Source organism: Novosphingobium sp. BW1 (assembly GCF_008107685.1).
GTDB lineage: Bacteria > Pseudomonadota > Alphaproteobacteria > Sphingomonadales > Sphingomonadaceae > Novosphingobium.
In genome coordinates this window covers 1-19937 of record NZ_VIRF01000068.1, presented here as the reverse complement: position 1 = coordinate 19937, position 19937 = coordinate 1, and the positions used below count along the sequence as shown (strand labels likewise).

Genomic DNA, 19937 nt, shown 5'->3' with positions numbered 1-19937 from the left:
CGATTGCGAGATGACGCCCGGCGCGAAGAAGCGGTGGGCGAGAAGGAGATGGCAATGCAGTTCGACAGCAACCTGGCCTGGAGCGAGGCCGTGGCCAGGGTCCGCGCCAACCGCGATGTGCTGATAGCCCTCGCGGGCGTCTTCTTCCTGCTGCCCGCGCTGCTTTCCAGCGTGTTCCTCGCGGACATCCAGCAGCAGATGATGGCCCTGGCGCAGGACAGCGAGGGGCTGGAGGCACTGATCTCGGCAAACCTGGGCCCTATACTGGCCTTCGGGATCGGGGGCATGCTCGTCCAGTTCGTGGGCTATCTCGCCGTCGCGGTGATCCTGGGTGTGGGCGGACGGCCAAGCGTGGGTGAGGCGATTTCGCTGGCTTTGCGCGCAACGCCGGCGCTGATCGGGGCGACGCTGCTCTACGCGGTGGGGCTGATGCTGGCCTCGTTCGTGCTCGGCCTGTTCGTCGCGCTGGGATCGCTGGTGGCGGGGAGCGCGGGGGCTTCGCTGGGCGGTGCGGTGATGCTGATCGGCCTGGTCGGGCTTGCGATCTGGTCTTCGGTGCGATTTTCACTGCTGGTTCCGGCGATGGTGCGCGAGGGGCTTTCCAACCCGGTGGCGGCCATGCGCCGGTCGTGGGATCTGACGGGCGGGCACACCCCGCGCCTCCTGGGCTTCTACGCGCTCCTCATGCTGGGCTATTTCGCGATCAGCTTCATGGTCTCGCTCCTCCTTATCACACCGCTCTCGCTCGTCTTCGGGGCGGGCGCTGTGACGAACTTCCTTGCAGGCCTTGTTGCCGGGCTGATCGGTGCGGTTAGCAACGTGCTGCTAGTTGCCGTGCTGGTCCGCGTGCACGCCCAGCTTTCGCAAGCTACGCCGGACGGGCAGGCCAGCCTCTTCGACTGAGGCTTTCAGTTGCCTCCATACGAAAAGGCCCGCCGGACCGGATGGTCGGGCGGGCCTTTGTTGTAGCTCAACTTGGGGCAAGGGCAGGTTCAGTCCTCATCCTTCCAGCCCCAGAACATGCAGCACGGCGGCACATTGATCACTTCAAGGCCACTGTCGATGCGCGTGAAGTGGCGGGCCATGAAGTCGCGCGCACGCGGCGTGAACTGGTAGACCAGGAACGCGCCGCCCTTGCGGATCACGCGGTGCGTGGCCGCGGCGATGGCCGGGCCCACGCCATCGGGCAGCGTGGAGAAAGGCAGGCCCGAAAGCACGTAGTCGGCCTTTTCATGGCCATGGGCCTTGACGATGTCCTCCACGTCCGCGGCCGAGCCGAGCACCGCCACGAAGCGGCTGTCGGTGATCGTGCGGCGCAGGTACTCGATGAAGTCCGGGTTGGTGTCGATGACCAGCAACATGCCGTCGCGCGGCAGGCGGTCGAGCACGGGCTGGCAGAACGTGCCGACGCCCGGGCCGTATTCGACGAAGAGCTTGCAGTTGTCCCAATCGACAGGCGCCAGCATCTTGCGGATCACGAACCGCGAGGAGGGAACGATCGAGCCGACCATGACCGGGTGACGGACGAACCCTTCGAGGAAAACGCCCCAGGGGCCTAGGGCGTTCTTGACTTTACGCTTGATCCTTTGGGGCAGGGCCTCCCGGGCAAGCTCAGTGCTGGACATGCTGGCGCGTAACCTCGCGGTTCTTCTGTGTCATGGATGTGCCTTGCGGTGGCAGATTAGCCGTCGCATTGCAAGGCAGGGCGGGGTGAAGCGGGTTTATAACTGCTTCGATCTTACAGGATTTCAGCGACCTTTTCCTGCGGGCGGCACAGCCGCACGCCCTTGTCGGTCTCGACCAGCGGACGCTCGATCAGGATCGGTTCGGCGCTCATCGCAGCAAGCACATCGGCGTCCGAGGCTTCGGGGAGCCCGCGCTCGATGGCATCGGTGCCGCGCGTGCGCAGACCCGCTTGTGGGGTGATACCGGCATCCTTGTAGAGCTGGGCAAGCTTCTCGGCGCTGGGAGGGGTCTTGAGGTACTCGACGACTTCGACCTCGACGCCCGGCGTCTCTTCGAGGATAGCGAGCGTCTTGCGGGAGGTGCCGCACTTGGGGTTGTGCCAGATGGTGGCCTTCATGGATCTCTCCTCAGGTGGCTGGGCGGTCCGCCGTGGGGTGGGCCGCGGGATGGGAACTTGTTTGGGGTACCTCGCCGGGCGTCAGCGCAGGCACGCTCCGCGCAGCGGCGTCTGTGGGTATGCCCGGCGCGGGCGCGGCGCTGATCGTCTCCGCGCGGCGTTGGACGCGTGCGGCGCGCGAAATGGCGCGCACCAAGCGGGGCGTCACGCCGCAGCGGCACAAGTTCGGGATAGCGGCCGCGATCTCGGCCTCGCTCGGGTTGGCATTGCCCTTGAGGAGCGCGGCGGCGGCCATGACGATGCCGGGCGTGCAGAAACCGCACTGGATCGCCTGCTCGGCAACCAGCGCCTGCTGCACCGGGTGCGAACGGTCGCGCGAAAGGCCCTCTATGGTGGTGACAAAGCGCCCTTCGCATTCGGCCAGGGTGATGAGGCAGGCGCGCAGCGCTGCCCCGTCGACATGGACGGTGCAGGCGCCGCAGTCGCCATTGCCGCAGCCGTATTTGGTGCCGGTCAGATTCGCGGCATCGCGCAGCGCCCACAGGAGCGGGGTCTGCGGGTCCATGTCGAATTCGACAGGACGCTCGTTGACGGTCAGGCGGGACATGGCCGGTGTATTTAGGAACCTCTCAGGGCAAGTACCAGTGCCGGGGTGTCAAATCTCCACCCGAAAGCCCGCCCAGACCGTGCGCGGAGTGCCCAGGTCCATCGAGCCCGACTGGTTGCGCGTGACAATGGTCTCGTCAAACAGGTTTTCAGCCCGCAGGATCAGCGCGAGCGGGCCTGCCAGAGGCACCTGCGCGAAGGCATCGAGCGTGGTCGCGGCAGGCAGGGCATCGGTTTCCTGATCGTCCTCGTACTGTTTGCCGACGTGGCGCAGCGTGGCGGCCAGGTGCCAGCCCGCGCGCGGCTTCCAGCCCAGCGTGGCGCTCGCGGCGAGGCGCGGAACCTGCGAGGGGCGCATGCCGTCAAGAACGGCCTGGATGCCATCGGCCTCAACCTTCGCATCGGTCCAGGCGAGCGAGCTGTCGAAGCTGACGGTCCCCATGGTGAGCGCGGCGGTAGCCTCGATCCCGCGCGCGCGGATCGCATTGACGTTCTGGCGCTGGCGCGTGGTGGCATCGAGCGTGACGTTGGCGATCGCGTTCTTCACCTTGTTGTCGAAAGCGGTGACCGAAAGGCGCAGGCCCTCTGCGGGCGTCAGCTCCACGCCCGCCTCGTAGCCGCGCAGCTTCTCAGGGGACAGATCAGCGTTGGCGTTGGTGGTCACCGGGAAGACCACGAAGGGGCGGTAGAGTTCGTTGAGCGTGGGCAGGCGCAGGCTGGTGTAGGCCGCCGCGCGCAGTCGGATCGCAGGGCTCACCGTCCACAGCGCGCCGCCCCGGAAGCTCCCGTCCCAGCCCGAGCGGTCCGGGTGGCGGGTGTCCTGGCTGAGCGAACCCTCGGCATCAAGTTCGCGGTAGAAGCCGTTGCGGATCGTCCAGCGGTCCGCGCGCGCGCCCGCGGTCAGGACAAGATTGCCCAGCGTCCAGTCGTCCTCGATGAACAGTCCGAGGTCCGACTGGTCGCCGCCCGCGCGGCGAAAGGCGGTCTGCTGCCCGGTGAAGGTGCTGTAGGGCGCTTCGGCGAGATGCCCGCCGACAAGGCGGATGTCGGCGCCAAGGCGCAGCACGTGGTCGGCGCCGACTGGCGGGCGCAACTCGAACTTGCCGCCGGTCGCCAGCGTGGGGGTCTTGATCTGCTCGAGCGCGCGCACGAAGCGGGTGGAGCTGATGACCCGGTTGGAAAAGTCCTGCGCCTGGACATAGCCCAGCACGTCGAACTGCCATTCGCCCCGGCCTACGAGGCGAAGGCTGGCCTGCTGGCCCGAGGCGGAACTGTCCGCGTCCTCGAAACGCAGCGTGCGCTGGTCGTCATAGACAAGGGCCGAGGCCTGGATTTCCAGCGTCTCACCCAGCGGTGCGACTGCGCGCAGCGAGCCGGACAGGCTCTCGTAGGCCGCGCGCGCAGATGCGTCCACGCGCTGGTCCTTGGGCGTTGTCCAGAAGCCCTTGCCCCGGTCCCACTGCACAGCGGCAACGATGAAGCCCTTGCCCAGCTTCTGTGCGGTGCTGGCCGAGCCTTGCGTGCCGCCCCGGTCGTTGACGAGGGCGGTGCCGGAGAAGGCGCCGAGGGTTTCCGGCCCGGCGCTCGTCAGCTCGATCGTGCCTGAGATCGCGCCGCTGCCAAAGGCGCCCGCGCCCCCGCCGCGCGTGACGCGCACCGAGGACAGGCGCTCGGGCGCGAGCGCGGTGAAGGGGACGTAGCCGAAGAAGGGGTTGGAGACGGGGACGCCGTCGAGGAGGACCAGCGCGCGGCTGGACGCGTTGCCGCCCAGCGCGCGCAGCGTGGCGCCTTGCGCGGACGGGTTCGAGGAGCGGCTGTCGGAGCGGCGGAACTGCTGGAAGCCGGCAACCGAGGACAGGACATCCTCGATCCGGCCCGACGCGCTCGACACAAGCTCGTCGCGCGCGATGGTCTCAACGTCGTAGGCGACGGTCGCCGGGCTTTCGGCAAGGCCGTGGCCGGTGACGATGATGGGCCCAGCTTCGGCGCTCTCCATCGCCGTGGGGGCCTCGGCGTCCGCGGCCAGCGCGCTGCTGCTTGCAACGAGGCCGAGAACGAGGGCGGTGGTGCCTGACAGGCTTTGTACAATCGTATTTTTCATGACCCGGGCAGGCTTAATTGCCGATGAGGCGGGAACAACCCCTTACCGTGACTTTATTCACCCCATCCGCGCGAAAAGGAAGTCTTGCACCTTGTCGCGCGCGGACAGACGGGTAGAGTCCGAAAGGGTAATGGAAGGACAATATCTTGCCGGCCGCATGCTTCTCGCCATGCCGGGCATGTTCGATCCGCGTTTCGAGCGTTCGGTGAACGTCTTGTGCGTGCACGATGAACACGGTGCGCTAGGCATCAACGTGGGCGAAGTGCGCGAGGGCGTGACCTTCCATGCTATTCTCGACGACCTGGGACTCGACACCGCGCTTGCGCCCGACTGCGCGGTGCTGAACGGCGGACCGGTGGAGCCGGGGCGCGGGTTCGTCCTGCATTCGCTCGACTGGGGTGGAGGGGACTCGATCGAGGTTCACGCCGAGGATGGCCCCTTGTGCGCGCTGTCTGCCTCGATGGATATCCTGCGCGCGATTGCGCAGGGGCGCGGTCCAAGCCAGTGGGTTATGGCGCTGGGCTATGCGGGCTGGGCGCCAGGGCAGCTGGAAGAGGAGATGCGCCATCACGGCTGGTACGCCGCGCAGGGCAGCCGCGAGGTGCTCTTCGATACCTCCGCCGAGGCGCGCTGGGCCGGTGCGTGGAAGCACGAGGGTATCGATCCGGGGCTTCTCGCCAACCAAACCGGGAACGCCTGAAGCTCAGTCTTCGTGTATCCCCTCAAGGCGCGCGAGGTCTTCCGGGCGATCGATATCGAGCCGGACGGCGGGATCTTCCGTCTCGTGAACCACCGCATCGGTGCGCCCGCGCAGGATCTGCCCGGCACCGGCATCGCCTGTCAGCGTAGGCACGTGCGCCAGTGCGCGCGCAGAGAGCAGGACCGGATGACCGGGCTTGCCCGCGTGGCGCGGCCATGCGGCGAAGTGGTCATCCAGTATCCGGGCCAGATGGGCGGCTTCGCCGGGAGGCACACGGGGCATGTCGCCCAGGAACACGAAAAGCGCGTCCACATCGCCGAGCACGGCGACGCCTGCCTTGAGCGTGGTGGACAGCGCTGCGCTCTCCACGCGCAGGATCGTGACGGACGGACTGTTCTCGGGCGCTTGCCACTGCGAAAGGTCGAGGTCGGGATGCGCGGCGATGAGAACCCTGTCGACGGGCGCGGCGCAGGCCGTGCGGATGGCGTGGTGGACCAGTGGCTCGCCCTCGAAGGTCGCGGACAGCTTGTCCGAGCCGAACCGCCGTGCGGACCCGGCCGCCAGGACGAGTGCAGCGCGCGTGGGCAGGTTGGCGGTCGCGCTCAGGCGCGCTCTCCGGCCGGGTTGAGAGCTTGCATGATCTCGGCGATGATCCCGGTGGCGACTTCCCAGGGCGCCTTGCCAAGCCCGGAGATGCCGGGCGAGAGGTGCAGGCGTGCCAGTTCGTCCGCACTCGCGCCCGCGGCCTTGAGCGCGGCGAGGCGTGCCGGGGCCCGCGAACGCGCGCCGATCATCGCGACGTAGCCTGTCTCGCCGCGCAGCGCGGCAAGGCATCCGCCCAGATCATGGTGGTCCTCGTGGGTGGCACCCAGATAGGCGGTCCAGCGGTCGAGGCCGAGGTCCTCCAGCGCGCGGGCCGGATCCTCACGGCGGTACTGCGAAACCGGGAAGGGCGGCGGGCTGGCTGGGCCATCGGGGCGCACGAGAATGGTCTCGAACTGGCTGAGCGCTGCCAGCCGCGCGACGGCCAGCGCGCCGGGATCTCCGCCCGAGACGATCAGGCGGCGCGGCGGGTCGTAGCGGCGCGCGAGGCAGACCGCGTCGGCGTCCTCCCGATCGAGCAAGGCACCGCCTCCCGGTTCGACGCGGCGCGTGGTGCCATCGCTGATCCAGCGGCACGAGGTGCGGGCGCGGGCATGGTCGAGCAGGCTGCGCGCGGCAGGACAGGCCGGATCGATGCGCTCGACCAGGATATAGAGTGCGCCCCCGCAGCGCAGGCGAATGTCAATCCACGGGCTACCCATGCCATAGTGGAGGCGGCGCGGCCCACCATCGGCCATGACGGCGGCGGCGTGGCTCGCCACATCGCCCTCGATGCAGTCGCCCGAGAAGTAGCCGGTGGCTGCGATGCGTGCCGTGTCGGTGTCCTCGGGGGTGAAGAGCATCTGGGAGCCGGCGCCGCGCGGTGCGCTGCCTTCGACCTTGTAGAGCGTGGCAAGGACGGCGGGTTGCCCAGCCTCAAGTGCGCGCGCGAGCGCGGGCCGAATATCATCGCTCCAGCCGAAAGTCGGCCAGTCGGCGTCGGCAATCTCGGCGAAAGGCGCCGCAATCTCGGTGTGTGTCATGCGTTGGTGGCGCCCGTGGTCTGTCCGGTGGTGTCCCGTTTTCAGGACAGCGTTGTTGCGACAGCTGCGTCCTGCGTGATCGGGGCAATTACCATGCGTTCGAGGATCATGACAACCTGCTCGAGGCTGCCGTCCTCGCCCTGGCGCAGCCACCAGGTGAGCACGCCGATGACCGAGCTGACCCCGTGGACCAGCGCGAGGTCGGCGGGAAGCCAGATGTCCTCGCGATGGAGGCCATGGCCGGCTGCGGCACGTTCACGGGCCTGACGCAGGAATTCCGAACGCACGAGCCCGGCCGCGCCTCCGGTGAGGAGCGGAGCCCAGAAAGCGCGGTCGCCTGCGACCCAGGCGCACAGTTCGCGAACGTTCGGCCCATCGCTGGTCCCGGGCTTGTCGAGCAGGGCGAGCGTGCGGGTGAGCAGTTCGTCGATGGGATCGACGACGAGATCGGAAAGCAGCGCTTCCTTGGTGCTGAAGTGCCGGAAAAACGTCGCGTAACCGGTGTTTGCACGCGCGGTGATCTCACGAATGGTGAGTTCGTCGAAGGTGCGCTGGGCGAGCAGGTCGAGCAGCGCCGCGTTCAGTGCCTTGCGGGAACGGACCTGGCGTGCGTCGGTGGGTGCCTCCTGCTTGAGGGCCGTGAGGTTTTTCTCCATGGCCGGGCGCGTATCACTCTGCCGAATAGCTGTCTAACAAACCCCCGGGTTTATTGCTGAAATGCTCGCCAAGCGAATTTTTCAGGCCGCGAATCGCGGTTTTTCGGGCTTTGCGCTCGTTAACGCAGGGGCCGGATCAGTCTTCGCCGATACGATCCGCATAGAGCAGGCGTCCGCCCGAGAGGTGCCAGAGCGCCTGCTTGAAATCGGCATCGCCCATCGCGAAGCAGCCCTCGCTGCGGCCTAGCTTGCCGTACTTGTCGAGCATCGCGGCATCGGCGTACCAGGCCGGGTGGACCACGATCAGCCGCTCGAGCGCGGCGGAGTTGTCGTCATCAAGACCGACAAGACGGATCGAGGTGCCGTACTTGCCTTTGTACCACTCGCAGGTGAGGAAGGCCCCGCGCGAGGTGGCAAGCGATCCCGGCTCGTTCGAGAAGGACTGCAGCCACCCGCTGTGTTCTGGGTCCGAGCCGCGCCCATGGGCGAGCAGAAATGAGCGGACCGTGCCGTTCTCCAGATTGGCGAAGTGCAGGCGCGGCTTCCACGAGGGCAGGGCGAAGTCGGCCATGCCCACGATGTCCTTGCGCCAGACCGCATCGCCGACGCGCGCGGCCTGCGCGTGCGCGGCCTCAAGGACGCGGCGCTCATAGGGCGTGGTGGATGCAGCGGCGGCGGGCGCGGTTGCTGCCAGCGCCCGGCCCGGAAGGGTCAGGGCAAGCCCGGCCCCGAGGCTGCCGTGAAGGAAATGTCGTCGGCCAAGCAGTGGATTCATGACAGCCAAAATACCACATAAGGCCCGCGTGCGCCAGCGGGCAGGCGTGCGGATCGGCGAGCCGGGAAGGCGTCCTGTCGCCTGCCCCGGCTCCTTTTGCCGATCCGTGGTGCCTGTTGGTCAGGCCTTGGCCTTGCTCGCCTTCGTGGCGGTCTCGACCGTGGGGTGCGTGCGCATCCAGTCCTCAAGCACCGGGGCGATGCGCCCGCGCCACTTCGAGCCGTTGAAGATGCCGTAGTGGCCGACCTTCTCGGCGAGGTAGTAGCGCTTCTTCGCCTCGGGCAGATTGGGCGCAAGGTGCAGCGCCGCGCGGGTCTGCCCAATCCCCGAGATGTCGTCCCTCTCACCCTCGACGGCAAGAAGCGCGGTGTCGCGGATAGCGCCCGGATCGATCACTTCGCCGCGGTGCACGAACTCGCCTTTGGGCAGTGAGTGCTTCTGGAAGACGTGCTCGACCGTCTGCAGGTAGAAGTCGGCGGTCATATCGCAGACCGAGCGGTACTCATCATAGAAGGCCTTGGTCGCGCCCGCGCTTTCCCCGTCGCCTTCGACAAGGTGCTTGAACATGCCGTAATGGCTCATCATGTGGTTGCCCAGATTCATGGCCATAAAGCCCGCGAGCTGAAGGAAGCCGGGATAGACCTCGCGACCGGCGCCCGGATAGGATAGCGGCACGGTGGCAATGACGTTGTGCTTGAACCACGACAGCGGCTGGTTCATCGCCACGTCGTTGACGCTGGTGGGTGCCTCGCGGGTGTCGATAGGGCCGCCCATCATGGTGAGCGTAGCCGGGCGGCACGGGTTCTTGTGCTTGCCCATGACGGCGGCGGCCGCAAAGGCAGGGACCGAGGGCTGGCACACGGCGAGCATATGCGTGTTGGGGCCGATGAACTCCAGGAAGCCGATCAGGTAGTCGATATAATCATCGAGATCGAAGCGGCCTTCGCTTTCGGGCACCATTTTCGCGTCGGCCCAGTCGGTGATGTAGACCACGCTGCTTTCCACCATCCGCGCAACCGTGCCGCGCAGGAGAGTCGCGTAATGGCCGCTCATGGGGGCGGCGATCAGAAGGCGCGGGGCGTCCTTGGGAAGCCCGGCGCGCTCGAAGCGAAGCAGGTTGCCGAAGGGGCGTTGCAGGACAATCGATTCGGTAACCGCGTTGAGCGTTCCGTCGACCTCGACCGATTCGATGTCGAAGGTGGGCTTGCCGCGCGGCGCCGTGGCGTGCGCGAAGACGTCGAGGGCCGAGGCCATGTAGTTGCCGAAGCTCATGTAACCCATGGGAAGGGAAGGATTGGTCAAAAGCTCGGCGCCGACCGAAGCCCAGGCCGCCGCGCCGCTGAGCATGGTGCGCTGCAATTCGTAGGCGTTGTAAAGCAAGTGGTATCTCCTGGCCGCCCGGGGGGAGGCGGCATGCCATTTCTAGGCGCTATCTGGTCTCTAAAGCGTGGCCGTGCAATGCGGCATTACCGAATAGTCCAAGGTGAAAAGACGATAAGCGTTACGCAATTCCGCTAAGCGCTTCGTATCCTTTCAGATATTGGCGGGTGACAGTGAATGGGGCCTGAAAGCCGGGGCGCACGACTTGCCCTTTCCCTCACGGCTGCGACCTTGTAAGGCGCTGGATCATGCAAGCCCCAGACGGCCCGGCCGAGAGCATCGAGACCCCAGTCCCCCGCGCGCAAGGACCTGTTCCTCGCGCGGATGCGGCGCCCAAACGCCCCCGGCGCTCGCTGCGCCCGCTCGCGATGGTCTGGCGCGAACTCTTCAAGTATCCGGGGCGGATGGCCGTGGCGGGTATCGCGCTCGTCGTCTCGGCGATGTCGACGCTGGCGATCCCCTATGGCTTTCGCAGCGTGATCGACCAGGGCTTCGCGCAAGGGGCCGATCACGACGTGATCCGCTCCTGGTTCCTGATGCTGCTGGGCGTGGTGGTGATTCTTGCCATTGCGACCTCGATCCGTTTCTACTCGGTGTCCTGGCTGGGCGAGCGCGTGGTGGCCGACATTCGCTTGCGCGTCCAACGCCACCTGCTCGCGCTTGCGCCGGGCTTCTTCGAGGAAAACAGCCCCAAGGAAATCGCCTCGCGCATGACCGCGGACACCGCGATCATCGAGCAGGTGGTGGGCACCACCGTCTCGGTCGCGCTGCGCAACGCGATCATGGCGACAGGGGGCGTGATCTTTCTCTTCGCGCTTGCGCCCAGTCTGACGGCCGGGCTCCTTGTCGCGATCCCGGTGGTGATCGTGCCGATCACCGTCTTCGGGCGGCGCCTGCGCATCGTCGCGCGCAAGAGCCAGGACCGTGTTGCCGACATAGGCGCGATGACCGCTGAAGTGCTGGGCGCCTTGCGCGTGGTCCAGGCCTTCAACCAGCAGGAGCGTGAGGGCGGGCGCTTCAGCGCCGCGGTGGAGCGCACCTTTGATACCGGCCGCAAGCGCATTCTCATCCGCGCGGTGATGACCGCGGTGATGATGTTCCTCATTTTCGGCTCGATTACGATCATCATGTGGCGCGGCGCCCTCGGCGTCGCAGAAGGGGCGATCACGGGCGGCACCATCGCCGCCTTCGTCGTCACGGCGGGTATCGTGGCGGGCGCGTTCGGATCGCTGACCGAGGTCTATGGCGACCTCGTGCGCGGGGCAGGTGCGGCCAGCCGTCTGGCCGAGTTGCTGTCCGAAGAGCCCGAGATCGCGGCGCCCGCGCGCCCGCAAACGCTCCCTGTGCCGCCGCGCGGCAAGATCGCCTTCGAGAAGGTCACCTTTCGCTATCCCACCCGGCCCGACATGGCCGCGCTGGTCGACTTCAGCCTGACCGTGGAGCCGGGCGAGACGGTCGCCATCGTCGGCCCTTCAGGGGCGGGCAAGTCCACGCTGTTCCAGCTCGCCGAGCGGTTCTACGACCCGCAAGCGGGCGTGGTGAAGATCGACGGCGTGCCGCTCTCCTCGGCGGACCCGAGTGACGTGCGCGCGCGCATCGCGCTGGTCCCGCAGGAGGGCGTGCTGTTTGCTGCGAGCGCGCGCGAAAACCTGCGTTACGGCCAGCCGGACGCGGACGATGCGATTATCTGGGAGGCCGCCCGCGCTGCCAATGCCGAAGGTTTCCTGGGCATGCTCCCCGAGGGGCTCGATACGTTCCTGGGCGAAGACGGCGCGCGCCTGTCGGGCGGCCAGCGCCAGCGCATCGCGATTGCGCGCGCACTTCTGCGCGATGCGCCGATCCTGCTTCTGGACGAGGCGACGAGCGCGCTCGACGCGGAGAGCGAGCGGCTGGTGCAGGACGCGCTCGACACGCTGATGCGTAGCCGCACGACGCTGGTCATCGCGCACCGCTTGTCGACCGTGCGCGAGGCCGACAGGATCGTGGTCATGGATGGCGGACGAATCGTCGAGCAAGGGACCCATGCCGCGCTCACGCAGGCCGGGGGTCTCTATGCACGGCTCGCCTCGCTCCAGTTCGACGAACGGGCGACAGCGCTCGGCTAACGACATGGGCGGCGGGCTTGCGCGCTGGCGTTGCGCCGAATTGCAATTATCTTGCCGGGCTTTGATCGATCCGTAAGAGGTCGACACCGACGCCTAACCCCCAAGCAAAGGTAATCCATGCGTAACTTCAAGGGGCGTGCCCTCGCTTTCGCGGCGAGCGGCCTCGCCATCGCTTTCGCTTCCCCCGTTCTCTCCGCGCCGCAGTCGACCAGCGCCCAGGAAGCTTCCCCGCTCACGCCCTCGGACGACTGGGGCGATTTCGGCATCCAGACACAGTGGATGGACACCGCGACCAAGCCCGGTGACGATTTTGACCGCTACGTCAGCGGCGAATGGATCGACAGCGTGGAACTGCCCGCCGACCGCACGCGCTGGGGTTCGTTCCTTGAGCTGAACGAGCTTTCGCAGCATCGCATGCACGCGATCATGAACGAACTCATTGCCTCGAACCCGGCGCCGGGCAGCGACGCGGCGCGCGTGGCTGCGGCCTACAAGGCGTTCATGGACGTCGATGCGATCAACGCGAAGGGCCTCGCCCCGATCCAGCCCTACATGGAGCGCATCTTTGCCGCGAAGACGCCGCAGGATCTGGCCGGTCTGTTTGCCTCGCCGGGCTATGCGTCGCCCATCGGCGTCTACGTGGGCGCGGACGCCAAGCAGAGCGACATCTACGCGCTGCACAGTTATGTTTCGGGTCTGGGACTGCCCGACCGCAACTACTACCTCAAGACCGACGAGCGTTCGCAGAAGATCCGCAGCGCTTACCTGGATTACCTGACGTTCGTGCTCGGCAAGGTCGGGTACCAGGACGCGGGAAGCGCGGCTAAGGCCGTGCTCTCGCTCGAAACCCGCATTGCCGAGGCCGACTGGGACCGCGTCGCTTCGCGCAACGATGACCTCACCTACAACAAGCTGACCCGCGCGCAATACGAGGCGCTGGGCTCCTCGGGCGTGCTCGCGACGTTCCTCGACACGCTGGGCGCAGGTCAGGCCTCCTACGTCATCGCCAGCGAGATCCCGGCGACCGAGGAGGAACTGAAAGCGGCCAACCTCGACGCCGCGCAGGCGCAGGCGCTGATGGGCGGCGGCCTGCCCGTCGTCGCGAAGCTGGTCGACGAGGTTCCGGTCGCCACCTGGCAGGCCTGGCTCGCCGCGCGCTTCGTCAGCGGGCACGCCTCGATGCTTCCCAGCGACATCGACGCGGCCTCCTTCGCCTTCTACGGCACCACGTTGTCGGGCCAGCCCGAGCAGCGCCCGCGCTGGAAGCGCGGCGTCGCGGCGGTCGAGGGGCTGGCAGGCGAACTCGTCGGCAAGCTCTATGCCGAGCGTTACTATCCGCCTGAACAGAAGGCGAAGATGGAGACCCTCGTCGCCAACTTGCGCAAGGCCATGGCGGTGAACCTCCAGGAACTCGACTGGATGGGCCCGGAAACCCGCCGCGAGGCCCAGACCAAGCTCGACGCCTTCACCCCCAAGATCGGCGCCCCGGACACCTTCAAGACCTATGACGGGCTGGAGTTTTCGGCCAGGGACCCGATCGGCAACAGCCTTGCCGCGGGGGCCTGGGAAAACAATTTCGAGATGGGCCGCATCGGCCAGCCGGTCGACCGCAGCGAGTGGGCCATGCTGCCCGAGACGGTCAACGCCTACTACAACCCGACGATGAACGAGATCGTCTTCCCGGCGGCAATCCTCCAGCCCCCGTTCTTCAACCTCTCGGCCGATCCGGCGGTGAATTACGGCGCCATCGGTGCGGTGATCGGCCACGAGATGGGCCACGGTTTCGACGACCAGGGCGCGAAATCGGACGGCACGGGCAACATGCGCGACTGGTGGACCCCGCAGGACAAGGCGCACTTCCAGGAACTGCAGGACAAGCTGGAAGCCCAGTACAACAGCTTCTGCCCCTTCGATGATGGCGAGACCTGCGTGAACGGCAAGCTCACCATGGGTGAGAACATCGGCGATCTGGGCGGGCTTAGCCTGGCGTATCGGGCTTACAAGATGGCGCTGGGCGGCAAGGAGGCCCCGGTGATCGACGGCTTCACCGGCGACCAGCGCTTCTTCATGGGCTGGGCGCAGGTCTGGCGCAGCAAGACCCGCGAGGCCCAGGCCCGCCAGATGCTGATGACCGATCCGCACGCCCCGCCGCAGTACCGCGTCAACGGCATCGTTCGCAATTTCGACGAGTGGTACAAGGCGTTCGATGTAAAGCCGGGCGACGAACTGTACCTGCCGCCTGAAAAGCGTGTGCGTATCTGGTAACGGTTCAGCGCCTTTTCTTGGCGTTTTATTGCAGTGCAGCGCGCGGTGGGTTGACTTGCTCCCCGCGAGCTGCATGAACTTTGTCCGCGATGGACCTTACCGTGACCGCTATTCTCCTCGGCATTGTCGAGGGACTCACCGAGTTTCTGCCCGTCTCCTCGACGGGCCATCTCATCCTTGCCACCCAGCTCTTCGGATATGATTCCGACATGTGGGCGACGTTCAACGTCGTCATTCAGCTGGGCGCGATCCTGGCGGTAATTGCCCACTTCTGGCGCACCTTCTGGGCGGTGGGAGCAGGCCTCCTCCACCTGAATCCGACCTCGATCCGCTTCGTGCGCAACGTCCTCGTCGCGTTCATGCCCTCGGCAGTCCTGGGTCTCCTCCTCAACGACTGGATCGAGAGCCTGCTGGGCTCGCCCAATGTCGTCGCCTGGGCGCTGATTGCGGGTGGCATTGCCATCCTTGCCATTGAGAAGGTGGCCAGGCCCGGTCCGCTGACGGGCGTTGCCGAACTGCCGATTTCCAAGTGCGTGGGCGTGGGCTTTGCCCAGTGCCTGGCGATGGTGCCGGGCACCAGCCGTTCGGGCGCGACCATCATGGGCGCGCTGGCCATGGGCATCGAGCGCCGCACGGCAGCCGAATTCAGCTTCTTCCTCGCCGTGCCTACGATGGTGGGCGCCACCTTCCTCTCGATCGTCAAGCACCGCGAAGAACTGATGGCAGGCACAGGACCTGTCGGCTGGAGCGAGATCGCCATAGGCTTCGTCGTCTCCTTCGTCGTCGCGCTGGTCGTCATCAAGGCGTTCATGGCCTTCGTCAGCCGTTCGGGCTTTGCGCCGTTCGCCTGGTATCGCCTGGCCGCGGGCGCCCTCGCGCTGTTCCTGCTGGGCCGCGCCTGAGCGTGGCGGGGCGGCTGAAGAAGAAGGACTACGAGGCGGCGATTGCCCCCATGCAGGAAGAACTCGTCGCCATGGCGCGCTGGGCCAAGGCGACCGGCGCGCGCATCGTGGTCCTGTTCGAGGGGCGTGATACGGCGGGCAAGGGCGGGGCGATCCACGCCGTCTCCTCCTATCTCAACCCGCGCCAGTGCCGCACCGTGGCGCTGGGACCGCCCAGCGCGCGCGAGCAGGGCGAATGGTACTTCCAGCGCTACGTCCAGCACCTTCCCAGCACCGGCGAGATCGTGCTGTTTGACCGCTCCTGGTACAACCGGGCGGGCGTGGAAAAAGTCATGGGCTATGCCACGAGCGCGCAGGTCGAGCAGTTCCTCGCCCAGACCCCGGCGTTCGAGCGCATGCTGGTCGATGACGGCATCCTCCTCTTCAAGTACTGGCTGACCTGCGACCAGGAGCAGCAGGAGGAGCGCCTGCGCGAACGGCGGGAGGACCCGCTCAAGCGCTGGAAGCTCTCGCCCGTCGATCTCGCCGCGCGCGTGAAGTACGAAGACTACAGCCGCGCACGCGCCGCCATGCTGGAGGCGACCCACAGCCGCCACGCGCCCTGGACGCTGGTCGACTTCAACGACCAGAAGCGGGGGCGGCTCACCCTGATTCGCAACTTGCTTGATCGGCTGCCTGACACCCGAGTCGATCCCCCCGAAATTGTCATTGAGCCACTTGAAAAGGCGCCCGCCGTGGAAGAATTCACGCTGATCGCGCCGATTCCGCCCTATGAAGTGCCTTGAGCGTCGTCGCTGCCTTGACTTTAGGGCACCCATGACGCAAGGGGCGCAACCTTGAAGGGCGGCGCTGCAAAGCCACCCGCTCCATTTTCAACGCAGATGCCGGCCTGCCAGGGCGGCTGAAACGAGAGATTACAGGAACCCGCCATGGCGAAGCCCGCAACCGTCAAGATCCGTCTGGTCTCGACCGCTGACACCGGTTTTTTCTACGTCACGAAGAAGAATCCCCGGAACACGACCGAGAAAATGACCTTCCGTAAGTACGATCCCGTCGTGCGCAAGCACGTCGAGTTCAAGGAAGCTAAGATCAAGTAAGGTTCACCGTCGGTTCAAGGCGCTGGGCCCAGGAGCCCTTGCCATGAAGACACTGACGAAGACCTTTCGCATGATTTCCGGCGCGGCGGCCCCCATTGCCTTGGGAGCGGCCGCGCTAGGCGTTTGCGCCACGCTTTCGCCCGCTCCGGTTCTGGCTGCACCCGCTAGCGGCGATGCCGCCAAGCTCGACCAGGCGGTCAAGGCGCTGCGCGCGATCTCCACGCTCAAGGCCGACTTCATCCAGCGCGACCGCAACGGTGGGCAGGTGAAGGGCAAGCTCACGCTCAAGCGTCCGGGGCGCATCCGCTTCGAGTATGAGAAAAGCGTGCCGATGCTGATCGTGGGTGACGGCAAGGCGCTGACCATGATCGACTATGAGGTCAACCAGGTCCAGCGCTGGCCGATCAAAAACAGCCCTCTCGGCGCGCTGCTCGACCCGAGCCGCGATGTTGCCAAGTACGGCACCGTGCGTGACACCGGCAATCCGGACGTGATTTCGGTCGAGGTGCGCGACAGCGAGCATCCCGAGTACGGGATCATCACGCTGATCTTCACCCGCAAGGCGTCCGCGCCGGGTGGCCTTGAACTGGCCTATTGGGTCGCGCTCGACGCGCAGAACACGCGCACCACGATCCAGCTTTCCAACCAGCGCTACGGCGTGGCGGTGGGCGAGGATGCCTTCCGCTGGGAGGACCCGCGCCCGCGCCGCCGCCCGCACTGAGCGCTGCGCTGCTCGCACTGTTGGTTTCCCATAGAGGGTCCGGACCATGTCCGGGCCCTTTTTCGTATGCGGCCTGAAAGGACGGGCTGGGCAGGCGTGCGCGTTTCGTCGATGGGAATCTGCATCTGGTCGCGGGCGTGCACATTCTTGCGACAAACGGCGACATTTTCGCGCAGGCTGTTCACTTCACAGACAGCCAAGTCGTCCTACATAGGGTGTGTCGAAACGGTCTGAGGCGGGTTTCCCCCCTGTTGCCCATGCCTCTCAAGAGACCGGCCGGCAAGCGTGACGAACGCTGACAGGACCCTCGAGCCTTTGCCCCCGGCTCGAGGGTTTTGTTTGCCTGGTGGCGATGCGCTCCGGCCTCCGGCCACATGCGAAAAGGGGAGGCGCGCCCTCTGGCCTTTCGGCGATGCGCTGCCTAAAGCGGCTCCCATGAAAATTGCCACGTGGAATATCAACTCCGTCCGTCTGCGCATCGACCAGGTCGAGCGCTTCCTGACCGAGCAGGCACCCGATGTCCTGTGCCTCCAGGAAATCAAGGTCGCCGAGCATCTCTTCCCGCACGAGATGTTCGAGCGCCTGGGCTACACCCACCGCGCGATCAGCGGGCAGAAGGGCTACCACGGCGTTGCCACCGTCTCGAAGGTCCCCTTCGTCGAGTGCAGCCGGTACGACTGGCAGGACAACGGCGAGGCCCGCCACGTCGGGGTCGAGCTGCAGGGCGAGGGCAAGGGCCTCATCGTCGAGAACGTCTACATCCCGGCCGGCGGCGATGTCGCCGACCGTGAGGTCAATCCCAAGTTTGGCCAGAAGCTCGACTTTCTCGCGCGCATGACCGAATGGGCCGCGAAGATCGACCGCCCCACGCTGATCGTGGGTGATTTCAACATCGCCCCGCTGGAAAGCGACGTTTACGACCACAAGGCGCTCCTCAAGGTCGTCAGCCACACGCCGATTGAGGTCGAGACGCTTGGCAAATTCCGCGATGCGCACGGCTGGGTCGACCTGGGCCGCCAGTTCATCCCCGCGCCTGAGCGCAACTACTCCTGGTGGTCCTACCGCAGCTACTGGCGTCAGAAGGACCAGGGGCGCCGTCTGGACCATATGTGGGCCTCGCCCGACCTCGCCGCCAAGGCGACGGCGCACCACATCGTCGAGGAGACCCGCAAGTGGGAGAAGCCCAGCGACCACGTACCGCTGATTACGGAGTTCGCGCTCTGAGGACGGCGCCGGCCTTTTCCCTCCCGGCGCGCCGGGTGGCGCTGGCTATCGACGCGCTGCGCCATGGCTGGCCGATTCGCGTGGGCGGTAAGGTGGGGGAGGGCGAAATTCTCCTGCCCGCCGAGACTGGCTTCGCGCCGGGGACGGCCGCGCCGCGCATGCTGATTTCCTCGGCCCGGGCCGTGACGCTCAAGCTTGCCAACCAGCGCGAGGCGGCGGTGCCCGAGGCGCCGGTGCTGATCCGCGCAGCGGACGCCTTCACGCTGGAGACCGCGCGCGCGATTGCGGATCCGGCGCTCGATCTCGACTACCCGATGAAGGGCCCCTTTGCCGCGCTGCCGTTGGCCGAGGGCTTCGGCGATGGCGCCGCCGCGCGCGTGGCGATGGAACTGGCGCGCCTTGCAGGGATACTGCCAGCCTTCCTCGTCGCGCCGGACATCGAGGCCGGGGCCGCGCAGGCGGTGGCGATTTCCGATCTCGACGCCTGGAAGGACACTGCGCGCCTGGGCATTGCCTCGCGCGCGCGTCTGCCGGTCGAAGTCTGCGAGAACAGCGAGATCGTCGCCTTCCGTTCCGCCGACGACATGCGTGAGCACGTCGCCCTGGTGATCGGTACCCCGTCGAAGGCACGTGTGCCGCTGGTGCGGCTTCATTCGGAATGCCTGACGGGCGATATCCTGGGCTCGCTCAAGTGCGACTGCGGACCGCAGCTTCAGGCAGCCCTCAGGGCCATGGCGGCCGAGGCCGAGGAAGGGGGCTGGGGCGTCCTTCTCTACATGCGCCAGGAAGGGCGCGGGATCGGGCTCATCAACAAGCTGCGCGCCTATCGCCTGCAGGACCAGGGGCTCGACACGGTCGATGCCAACAACCGCCTCGGCCTGCCCACCGAAGCGCGTGACTTTCCCGTCGCGGCGCGGATGCTCGACCTTCTCAAGGTTGGCGCGATTCGGCTGATGACGAACAACCCTTCCAAGGTCGAGGCGCTTAAGGGTGTGGGTGTCGATGTGGTGGAACGCGTGGCGCACAAGCTGCCTGCGAACCCGCACAACGCGCGCTATCTTGATACCAAGCGGGACCGGACCGGGCACATTCTCTAGGTCGAACAAGGAAGAATTTTTTCAGGGGGCCATCCCCCCTTGCCCCCGAATGGGGACCTCATCTCTGTCCGCCAGCGCGGCGCAAGAGCCCTGAGCTTGACAGCTCGGCGAGCCCGAGGGCGCTGGCTCTCGATATTATCTCTCTTATGTCATTGGCAAACTTGGAAGCCGGGGCGCGTGCGGGATGCTTGGGGGGAAACGCGCCCCGGCTTCTGCCGTCAGGGCGCCATGAGGGATAGCGCGCCCGCGACGGCGGCGACCGTCCCAAGCACGACAAGCACCCGGCCGATTCTCCTCGGTCCGGAAACTCCGTAATGGGCGGCGCGGAACGCGCGGTAGTGGGGGGCAATGGTCGGGTCCTGGGCCAGCACGAGGATGTCGGCTGGGGTGGCGACGCGGTCGAACCAGTTGGCGAGGTCCTCAGCCTCGCGCAGCGACAGTTCGTGAGGGTAGCGGGTTAGTAGATAGGCGACGTGGGCGCGCTCTTCGACGGCAACGACGCCAGCGTTTTCAATAGGCAGCATGCGGATAGTCCTGAAACGAAGCGGGGGGAGGGCGCGCAAAAGGGAGCACCCGGCCGGGATCGGTTCAGGCGCGGGG

Annotated in this window: 20 protein-coding genes; 10 read left to right on the top strand and 10 right to left on the bottom strand. The window is 66.6% G+C overall.

Annotated features, from left to right (window positions below):
* Positions 1-54 precede the first annotated feature (54 nt).
* Positions 55-903 carry a lipoyltransferase gene (locus FMM79_RS10085; protein WP_148627377.1) on the top strand — a complete coding sequence of 283 codons (849 nt, stop codon included), beginning with the start codon at positions 55-57 and terminating at the stop codon, positions 901-903.
* 89 nt (positions 904-992) lie between these two features.
* Here the strand turns inward: FMM79_RS10085 and FMM79_RS10080 are convergent, their stop codons facing one another.
* The 4 genes from FMM79_RS10080 to FMM79_RS10065 form a co-directional block, all read right to left on the bottom strand.
* The gene (locus tag FMM79_RS10080; protein ID WP_148627376.1) at positions 993-1625 is read right to left on the bottom strand and encodes a class I SAM-dependent methyltransferase; all 633 of its coding nucleotides are present in this window, start codon (positions 1623-1625) and stop codon (positions 993-995) included.
* Positions 1626-1738: 113 nt separating this feature from the next.
* On the bottom strand, positions 1739-2083 hold the full coding sequence (gene arsC, locus FMM79_RS10075; RefSeq protein WP_148627375.1) for an arsenate reductase (glutaredoxin): 345 nt from the start codon (positions 2081-2083) through the stop codon (positions 1739-1741).
* 10 nt (positions 2084-2093) lie between these two features.
* The gene (locus FMM79_RS10070) at positions 2094-2690 is read right to left on the bottom strand and encodes a (2Fe-2S)-binding protein (protein WP_148627374.1); all 597 of its coding nucleotides are present in this window, start codon (positions 2688-2690) and stop codon (positions 2094-2096) included.
* A 48-nt stretch (positions 2691-2738) separates the two neighbouring features.
* A complete protein-coding gene (locus FMM79_RS10065; protein WP_148627373.1) occupies positions 2739-4790 on the bottom strand; it encodes a TonB-dependent siderophore receptor in 2052 nt (683 codons plus the stop codon).
* A 130-nt stretch (positions 4791-4920) separates the two neighbouring features.
* Here FMM79_RS10065 and FMM79_RS10060 point away from each other — a divergent pair, with 130 nt between their 5' ends.
* Positions 4921-5490, top strand: coding sequence for a YqgE/AlgH family protein (locus FMM79_RS10060; protein ID WP_148627372.1), 570 nt, complete (start codon positions 4921-4923; stop codon positions 5488-5490).
* Between the two features lie 3 nt (positions 5491-5493).
* Here the strand turns inward: FMM79_RS10060 and FMM79_RS10055 are convergent, their stop codons facing one another.
* From FMM79_RS10055 to FMM79_RS10035, 5 genes are all read right to left on the bottom strand, one after another.
* Entirely contained in the window at positions 5494-6054 is a 561-nt protein-coding gene (locus FMM79_RS10055; protein WP_256376793.1) for an NTP transferase domain-containing protein, read from the bottom strand.
* A gap of 38 nt (positions 6055-6092) precedes the next feature.
* Positions 6093-7115, bottom strand: coding sequence for an XdhC family protein (locus FMM79_RS10050; RefSeq protein ID WP_148627371.1), 1023 nt, complete (start codon positions 7113-7115; stop codon positions 6093-6095).
* A gap of 41 nt (positions 7116-7156) precedes the next feature.
* Positions 7157-7771, bottom strand: a complete 615-nt coding sequence (locus FMM79_RS10045) for a TetR/AcrR family transcriptional regulator (RefSeq protein ID WP_148627370.1) — start codon at positions 7769-7771, stop codon at positions 7157-7159.
* A 136-nt stretch (positions 7772-7907) separates the two neighbouring features.
* Positions 7908-8546 (bottom strand): murein L,D-transpeptidase catalytic domain-containing protein, encoded by a 639-nt coding sequence (locus tag FMM79_RS10040; protein WP_148627369.1) that lies wholly within the window; start codon positions 8544-8546, stop codon positions 7908-7910.
* 120 nt (positions 8547-8666) lie between these two features.
* On the bottom strand, positions 8667-9926 hold the full coding sequence (locus tag FMM79_RS10035; RefSeq protein ID WP_148627368.1) for a polyhydroxyalkanoate depolymerase: 1260 nt from the start codon (positions 9924-9926) through the stop codon (positions 8667-8669).
* 248 nt (positions 9927-10174) lie between these two features.
* Here FMM79_RS10035 and FMM79_RS10030 point away from each other — a divergent pair, with 248 nt between their 5' ends.
* The 8 genes from FMM79_RS10030 (at position 10175) to ribA (ending at position 19337) form a co-directional block, all read left to right on the top strand.
* Positions 10175-12031 carry an ABC transporter transmembrane domain-containing protein gene (locus tag FMM79_RS10030; RefSeq protein WP_148627367.1) on the top strand — a complete coding sequence of 619 codons (1857 nt, stop codon included), beginning with the start codon at positions 10175-10177 and terminating at the stop codon, positions 12029-12031.
* Between the two features lie 117 nt (positions 12032-12148).
* Positions 12149-14296 carry a M13 family metallopeptidase gene (locus FMM79_RS10025; protein WP_148627366.1) on the top strand — a complete coding sequence of 716 codons (2148 nt, stop codon included), beginning with the start codon at positions 12149-12151 and terminating at the stop codon, positions 14294-14296.
* 89 nt (positions 14297-14385) lie between these two features.
* Entirely contained in the window at positions 14386-15198 is an 813-nt protein-coding gene (locus FMM79_RS10020; RefSeq protein ID WP_148627365.1) for an undecaprenyl-diphosphate phosphatase, read from the top strand.
* Positions 15199-15248: 50 nt separating this feature from the next.
* Positions 15249-15983 carry a polyphosphate kinase 2 gene (ppk2, locus tag FMM79_RS10015; protein ID WP_240339102.1) on the top strand — a complete coding sequence of 245 codons (735 nt, stop codon included), beginning with the start codon at positions 15249-15251 and terminating at the stop codon, positions 15981-15983.
* 144 nt (positions 15984-16127) lie between these two features.
* Positions 16128-16295 carry a 50S ribosomal protein L33 gene (gene rpmG / locus FMM79_RS10010; protein WP_086490179.1) on the top strand — a complete coding sequence of 56 codons (168 nt, stop codon included), beginning with the start codon at positions 16128-16130 and terminating at the stop codon, positions 16293-16295.
* Positions 16296-16338: 43 nt separating this feature from the next.
* Entirely contained in the window at positions 16339-17016 is a 678-nt protein-coding gene (locus FMM79_RS10005) for an outer membrane lipoprotein carrier protein LolA (RefSeq protein ID WP_148627364.1), read from the top strand.
* Between the two features lie 435 nt (positions 17017-17451).
* Positions 17452-18240 carry an exodeoxyribonuclease III gene (gene xth / locus FMM79_RS10000; protein WP_148627363.1) on the top strand — a complete coding sequence of 263 codons (789 nt, stop codon included), beginning with the start codon at positions 17452-17454 and terminating at the stop codon, positions 18238-18240.
* A gap of 35 nt (positions 18241-18275) precedes the next feature.
* Positions 18276-19337 (top strand): GTP cyclohydrolase II, encoded by a 1062-nt coding sequence (gene ribA / locus FMM79_RS09995; RefSeq protein WP_240339100.1) that lies wholly within the window; start codon positions 18276-18278, stop codon positions 19335-19337.
* Positions 19338-19555: 218 nt separating this feature from the next.
* Here the strand turns inward: ribA and FMM79_RS09990 are convergent, their stop codons facing one another.
* A complete protein-coding gene (locus FMM79_RS09990) occupies positions 19556-19861 on the bottom strand; it encodes a hypothetical protein (RefSeq protein ID WP_148627361.1) in 306 nt (101 codons plus the stop codon).
* Positions 19862-19937: the final 76 nt, after the last annotated feature.

What these genes read in the sequence shown, in the direction of transcription:
- arsC (WP_148627375.1), bottom strand. Translation starts at nt 2,083, where the DNA reads ATGAAGGCCACCATCTGGCACAACCCCAAGTGCGGCACCTCCCGCAAG.
- FMM79_RS10065 (WP_148627373.1), bottom strand. Translation starts at nt 4,790, where the DNA reads ATGAAAAATACGATTGTACAAAGCCTGTCAGGCACCACCGCCCTCGTT.
- FMM79_RS10060 (WP_148627372.1), top strand. Translation starts at nt 4,921, where the DNA reads ATGGAAGGACAATATCTTGCCGGCCGCATGCTTCTCGCCATGCCGGGC.
- FMM79_RS10005 (WP_148627364.1), top strand. Translation starts at nt 16,339, where the DNA reads ATGAAGACACTGACGAAGACCTTTCGCATGATTTCCGGCGCGGCGGCC.
- FMM79_RS10085 (WP_148627377.1), top strand. Translation starts at nt 55, where the DNA reads ATGCAGTTCGACAGCAACCTGGCCTGGAGCGAGGCCGTGGCCAGGGTC.
- FMM79_RS09990 (WP_148627361.1), bottom strand. Translation starts at nt 19,861, where the DNA reads ATGCTGCCTATTGAAAACGCTGGCGTCGTTGCCGTCGAAGAGCGCGCC.
- FMM79_RS10080 (WP_148627376.1), bottom strand. Translation starts at nt 1,625, where the DNA reads ATGTCCAGCACTGAGCTTGCCCGGGAGGCCCTGCCCCAAAGGATCAAG.
- FMM79_RS10040 (WP_148627369.1), bottom strand. Translation starts at nt 8,546, where the DNA reads ATGAATCCACTGCTTGGCCGACGACATTTCCTTCACGGCAGCCTCGGG.
- xth (WP_148627363.1), top strand. Translation starts at nt 17,452, where the DNA reads ATGAAAATTGCCACGTGGAATATCAACTCCGTCCGTCTGCGCATCGAC.
- FMM79_RS10025 (WP_148627366.1), top strand. Translation starts at nt 12,149, where the DNA reads ATGCGTAACTTCAAGGGGCGTGCCCTCGCTTTCGCGGCGAGCGGCCTC.
- FMM79_RS10030 (WP_148627367.1), top strand. Translation starts at nt 10,175, where the DNA reads ATGCAAGCCCCAGACGGCCCGGCCGAGAGCATCGAGACCCCAGTCCCC.
- rpmG (WP_086490179.1), top strand. Translation starts at nt 16,128, where the DNA reads ATGGCGAAGCCCGCAACCGTCAAGATCCGTCTGGTCTCGACCGCTGAC.
- FMM79_RS10070 (WP_148627374.1), bottom strand. Translation starts at nt 2,690, where the DNA reads ATGTCCCGCCTGACCGTCAACGAGCGTCCTGTCGAATTCGACATGGAC.
- FMM79_RS10045 (WP_148627370.1), bottom strand. Translation starts at nt 7,771, where the DNA reads ATGGAGAAAAACCTCACGGCCCTCAAGCAGGAGGCACCCACCGACGCA.
- FMM79_RS10050 (WP_148627371.1), bottom strand. Translation starts at nt 7,115, where the DNA reads ATGACACACACCGAGATTGCGGCGCCTTTCGCCGAGATTGCCGACGCC.
- FMM79_RS10020 (WP_148627365.1), top strand. Translation starts at nt 14,386, where the DNA reads ATGGACCTTACCGTGACCGCTATTCTCCTCGGCATTGTCGAGGGACTC.
- ppk2 (WP_240339102.1), top strand. Translation starts at nt 15,249, where the DNA reads ATGCAGGAAGAACTCGTCGCCATGGCGCGCTGGGCCAAGGCGACCGGC.